The organism is Sphingobium sp. CCH11-B1 (assembly GCF_001556865.1).
Lineage (GTDB): Bacteria > Pseudomonadota > Alphaproteobacteria > Sphingomonadales > Sphingomonadaceae > Sphingobium.
Genome location: NZ_LSJY01000155.1, coordinates 1 through 4,040 on the forward strand (window position 1 = coordinate 1; position 4,040 = coordinate 4,040).

Annotated in this window: 7 protein-coding genes and 2 pseudogenes; 4 read left to right on the forward strand and 5 right to left on the reverse strand. The window is 66.0% G+C overall.

Translation table 11 applies throughout. The features are described 5' to 3' along the window. Positions 1-12 precede the first annotated feature (12 nt). From AX724_RS16155 to AX724_RS24560, 5 genes are all read right to left on the reverse strand, one after another. Positions 13-465, reverse strand: a complete 453-nt coding sequence (locus AX724_RS16155; RefSeq protein ID WP_066488242.1) for a hypothetical protein — start codon at positions 463-465, stop codon at positions 13-15. 213 nt (positions 466-678) lie between these two features. After that, the gene (locus tag AX724_RS23440) at positions 679-816 is read right to left on the reverse strand and encodes a hypothetical protein (RefSeq protein ID WP_156448113.1); all 138 of its coding nucleotides are present in this window, start codon (positions 814-816) and stop codon (positions 679-681) included. Positions 817-949: 133 nt separating this feature from the next. Beyond that, positions 950-1,363 carry a DUF2442 domain-containing protein gene (locus AX724_RS16160; RefSeq protein WP_066488241.1) on the reverse strand — a complete coding sequence of 138 codons (414 nt, stop codon included), beginning with the start codon at positions 1,361-1,363 and terminating at the stop codon, positions 950-952. Further along, a complete protein-coding gene (locus tag AX724_RS16165) occupies positions 1,350-1,613 on the reverse strand; it encodes a DUF4160 domain-containing protein (RefSeq protein WP_231736716.1) in 264 nt (87 codons plus the stop codon). The genes AX724_RS16160 and AX724_RS16165 overlap by 14 nt, the downstream gene beginning before the upstream one ends. Before the next feature lie 257 nt (positions 1,614-1,870). Then, positions 1,871-2,122, reverse strand: coding sequence for a hypothetical protein (locus AX724_RS24560; RefSeq protein WP_231736717.1), 252 nt, complete (start codon positions 2,120-2,122; stop codon positions 1,871-1,873). Here AX724_RS24560 and AX724_RS16170 point away from each other — a divergent pair. The 4 genes and pseudogenes from AX724_RS16170 to AX724_RS16185 form a co-directional block, all read left to right on the forward strand. Then, positions 2,034-2,421: pseudogene (locus AX724_RS16170) on the forward strand (hypothetical protein). The gene AX724_RS24560 and the pseudogene AX724_RS16170 overlap by 89 nt on opposite strands. Before the next feature lie 72 nt (positions 2,422-2,493). Continuing rightward, complete coding sequence (locus tag AX724_RS16175; RefSeq protein ID WP_066485668.1) at positions 2,494-3,147, forward strand: ParA family protein; 654 nt, start codon at positions 2,494-2,496, stop codon at positions 3,145-3,147. Beyond that, positions 3,147-3,434 carry a hypothetical protein gene (locus AX724_RS16180; protein ID WP_066768185.1) on the forward strand — a complete coding sequence of 96 codons (288 nt, stop codon included), beginning with the start codon at positions 3,147-3,149 and terminating at the stop codon, positions 3,432-3,434. Before AX724_RS16175 ends, AX724_RS16180 begins: the two co-directional genes overlap by 1 nt. Further along, positions 3,431-3,985: pseudogene (locus AX724_RS16185) on the forward strand (replication initiator protein A); the annotation flags it as partial. The gene AX724_RS16180 and the pseudogene AX724_RS16185, both read left to right, overlap by 4 nt. Between the last annotated feature and the right edge of the window lie 55 nt (positions 3,986-4,040).

A 4,040-nucleotide genomic window follows, 5' to 3' on the forward strand; every position in this document is an offset into this window, starting at 1 on the left:
GCGGAGCACCGTTCAGGTGAACAGGTCGCCGACCGCGCGCAACCGGAAGGCGTTGCGCCAACGGCGCCGGCGATGCTCGGTCGCATCGTGGACCATGTGGCAGCGTTGGCAGAGCGCGGCGAGGTTGCGCGGCCGGTTATCACCCGGATCGTGATTGAGGTGCGCGCTGGCGAGGACGACGCGCGTGACCCGCATCGAGGGGGGCGGGTCGATACCCACGAACCCCGGTTGCGCGCGCACCAGCTCGTCCGGCGACGACAGGCGACGAATCTCCCTGCCCCGCCCGTCGCGCCAGCGCGCGGCGTCCTCGTCCCACCAGATACCATTGCCGAGGTGCAGCACGTCGCGGCCGTGCGGGCGACGGCAATGCTCGCAGCGCCCTTTGGCGCGGCCGAAACGGATGAAGGCGGACAGCTCGCGCCAGTCGATCGGGTAAAGCCAGCGATGTTCGCGCGCGATCGGCATGACGATTTCTATGAGTCAAGATGGGCGAGAACGAAAGCAGAAAACGGCTCTGATTCAACAATATCATCAAGACTAAGCGACTAAGCGAATCTGCGAATAAGTTGCCGCCGAGGAAACCGACCTAGCTTTATGTCTGTTCCCGCTGTGTTCTGGCCGTTCAGGCAGGACGAAGAATCGCATGAGCATCACCGTCACCCGGCTTTCCCCAGGCGCCTAGGCGTCACCGGCGACGTTGGGATGAAATTGTGCGTCCCCTTCGACGGCAACGAGGACCACTTTCATCTCGCGATCAGCGACGGGGCGCTGATCGCTGGCGAATACGACACCGAAGATCGAGGACGGAGGGATCACGCGCATCGCCGGCGACACGGTGACGGTCGATTGGCCGCCGGAATGGGTGACGATCGGCGTCTATCAGCCCGTGCCGGCGCGCGCGATTCAGCCGCTGCCCTTATTCGAGACCGCTTGACGCGCTCTGCCCTGATTATGCCGATGCCACCTTGCGTGGCCGACCGCCCTTTTGGCCGTTCGCGCGCGACGCGGCGACCTTGACGGCCGAGCGCGCCCTGCCCCCGGCCGCCCCGAGCTGACGGGCCATCCACGTCTTCGAGCCGAACACGCCCTGGAGCAGCGCCGGCACATAGAGGTCCGCATCGAGCTTCGGCCAGTGCAGCCCCAGCCCGGCCGGACTGATTTCAATGTCGGCGAGGTTGTCGGGCGAGGCATCGGCCAGCCCTTCGGCGAGCTGCGTCGGGAAGGTCAGCTCGATCCCGGTGTTGAGGGCAACCACCACGCGCGAACGGCGGCGATCGTAGCGAGCGGACACGGCATGGCCCGCGGCGCGGGTTTCCGCCATGCGCGCTTCGGCTTTCGCCAGTTCCTGCTCAGTAATCGCCATGTATGGTCCTCCATTCCTCGCACAGCATCGGCACCACGTCCGCCAGCGCCGCTTCGATCCGGTTCACGTCCGACAGCTTGAAGCCGAAGCTATCGCGCAGCTCGGGCGGACCGGCGGGGCAGTTTAGGTTGAACACCGCTTCTCCGTCCGCGCCCTTCACATGAACGTGCGCCGGGCGATGATCGTTGGGCCAGATAACGACCCGCAGGCCACCGATACGGAACACGACAGGCATAGGCCGGTGTAGCATAAACCCAAGCGCTAGGGAATAGTTGCATCGGCGCGCGCACCCGTGACGGGCCGCGCTCTATCTCCGCTCGCGCTCCGATCGAGCCTCCGTGGCGGCGTCTCGCCCCTGACGGGCAACGATCGCTCGCGCGGGCGGGGTGCGCCCCGCCCAGGCGGACGCCGGCGATGCCGGCGAGATCTCCATCAGGTGGGGAAAGGGAGCGCCGCCCCCTCTCCCCAGCAACGGCAATCAGCCGGGCCGTGGCTCCCTCGCTTCACTCACTGCGCCCGCACCACCCCGGCAGATTCCCATTGCCCCCTCTCCCCCGCTGTTCGCCACGAGGCAGGGCCGATGGCGAGGCCGTCGCCAAGGGCGATTTGAAGGGAGAAGATCATGGAGCAGGACAATCGCGAGAGCTGGTTGAACCGGGTGGCGATCGGCATGGCCCCGCTGTTCGACGCGCTGGACACTCCCCTGCCCGCCCGCGTGCGCGTCGCGATCGGCTTCACCAGCCGGGGCGCGAAGGGCAAGGCGATTGGCGAGTGCTGGGATAATCGGCGCAGCGGCGACGGCCATTTCGAGATATTCATTCGGCCGGACTTAGCGCACGCCCCTCACCCATGCCCGGCTCGACACCGGTGGCGAGACCATGGCACCCAAGAAGCAGGCGACGGGGATGCCCAAATGCGAGTGCGCGGCGTGCGGCTATACGGTGAGGACCGCGCGCAAATGGCTGGAGACGACGGGCGCGCCCCTATGTCCGATCGCCGGACATGGGCCGATGCAGCACGATCCGCTCGATCCCGACGACGAAGCCGGCGATAGCTAAGCGACTAAGACCCTTTACGACTAAGCGGTTAAGCGGCATAAGTCGCTTAACCGCTTAGTAGGAGCAACAGCGATGCAGGTATGGGCCGTGATCGCGCAGAAGGGTGGGCAATCGAAAACCACCCTTTCGACCGGGTTCGCCGTCGAGGCGGCGCGGGAAGGAGCGTCCGTCGTGATCCTCGACGCCGACGACCGGCAAGGTTCGGCGCTCTATTGGTCGGAGCGCCGCGACGACGACGACGTGACGGTGAAGGACAGCAGCGTCGCCGGCCTACCGCTGCACGTCTCGCGCGGGCGCGGCAGCGGCAAGATTGACCTCATCATCATCGACACACCGGCCAACTCCAAGGACATCGCCATGCTCGCGGCAGAGCAGGCGGATTTCGTCATCATCCCCGTGGCACCGCGCGGGCTGGACGTTCATTCGGTGTTGCAGACCGTCAAGCAGGTGCAGCAGGCCGGCACCCCCTTCGCCGTCATTCTGACCCAGGTTCCGCACCAGGGCGGGGAGGGGCAGGAGGCCCATGCCGGCTTTGCGGCGAAGGGGGTGACGATGTTCGACAGTCGCCTTCACTTCCGGAAGGACTTCTACAAGGCAACGCCGTTGGGCCGCACCGCGGTCGAAACCGAGCCGGACAGCAAGGCGGCGGCCGAGCTGCGCGCCGCCTATAATGAGGCTAAGCGACTAAGCGGCTTTACGACTAAGCCAGTAAGCGAGGCGGCATAATGGCGAAAAAGCCTTCCGCGCTCGCCAGCATCTTCGATGACGAGGCCGAGGAGCCGGCACTGGCTTCCGTGCCGCGCCGATCGGCCGACACGCCCACCCCGGCGACACCGGCGCGGCGCAGCAGCCATCCGGGCAAGAAGCCGGTGCTGATCCACATTCCCGAGGACATGCACCGTGCATTGCGCCAGCTTAGTGTCGAGGAGGGCGGGGAGCCGCTTACCGTCATCACCGAACGGCTGCTCCGCCAGTATCTGGTCAAGCGGGGCCACACCAGGTTCGCGCCGTGAGCAAGCGGCGCGATCCCAACCCCGAGTTCGACCTGTTCATCCCGGCGCTGGGCGACCTTCCGCTCCGCGACCAGCGCGAGGTCATGGAGCGGCCGTTCTTCTCGCTCCAGAAGCGCAAGCGGTTGAAGCCGATCGAGTATCGCAGCCCGGACGGCGAGGCGTGGGTGCGCGTGCAGGCAATCCCCGACTACGGCATGGCGACGATATGGGATGCCGATATTCTGATATGGGCGGCATCGACGCTCAATCGCATGAAGCAGCAGGGCTTGAACGACCTGCCGCGCACGCTGACCACGACGCCCTACGACCTGTTGCGGGCGATCAAGCGCAGCACCGGGGGCAGGGACTATCAAGAGCTGCAGGCGGCATTGCTCCGGCTCCAGACGACTTCCATCACGACCTCGATCCGGGCGTCAGCACGCAGGCAGAAAGCCGGGTTCAACTGGCTCGATAGCTGGACCTTCGACACCGACGCCGAGACCGAGCAGCCGCGCGGCATGACGCTGACCCTCTCGGATTGGGTTTACGAGGGGATCGTCAACGAAAAGTCGGGCTCTGTTGCAAAGATTGGCGGCAGTCAGAGGTAGGCTGTCGCTCTGCGCCGAT

Excerpts from the sequence above, each read along its gene's own strand:
- AX724_RS16155 (WP_066488242.1), bottom strand. The coding sequence starts at position 465 with ATGCCGATCGCGCGCGAACATCGCTGGCTTTACCCGATCGACTGGCGC.
- AX724_RS16175 (WP_066485668.1), top strand. The coding sequence starts at position 2,494 with ATGCAGGTATGGGCCGTGATCGCGCAGAAGGGTGGGCAATCGAAAACC.
- AX724_RS16165 (WP_231736716.1), bottom strand. The coding sequence starts at position 1,613 with ATGCTACACCGGCCTATGCCTGTCGTGTTCCGTATCGGTGGCCTGCGG.
- AX724_RS16180 (WP_066768185.1), top strand. The coding sequence starts at position 3,147 with ATGGCGAAAAAGCCTTCCGCGCTCGCCAGCATCTTCGATGACGAGGCC.
- AX724_RS16160 (WP_066488241.1), bottom strand. The coding sequence starts at position 1,363 with ATGGCGATTACTGAGCAGGAACTGGCGAAAGCCGAAGCGCGCATGGCG.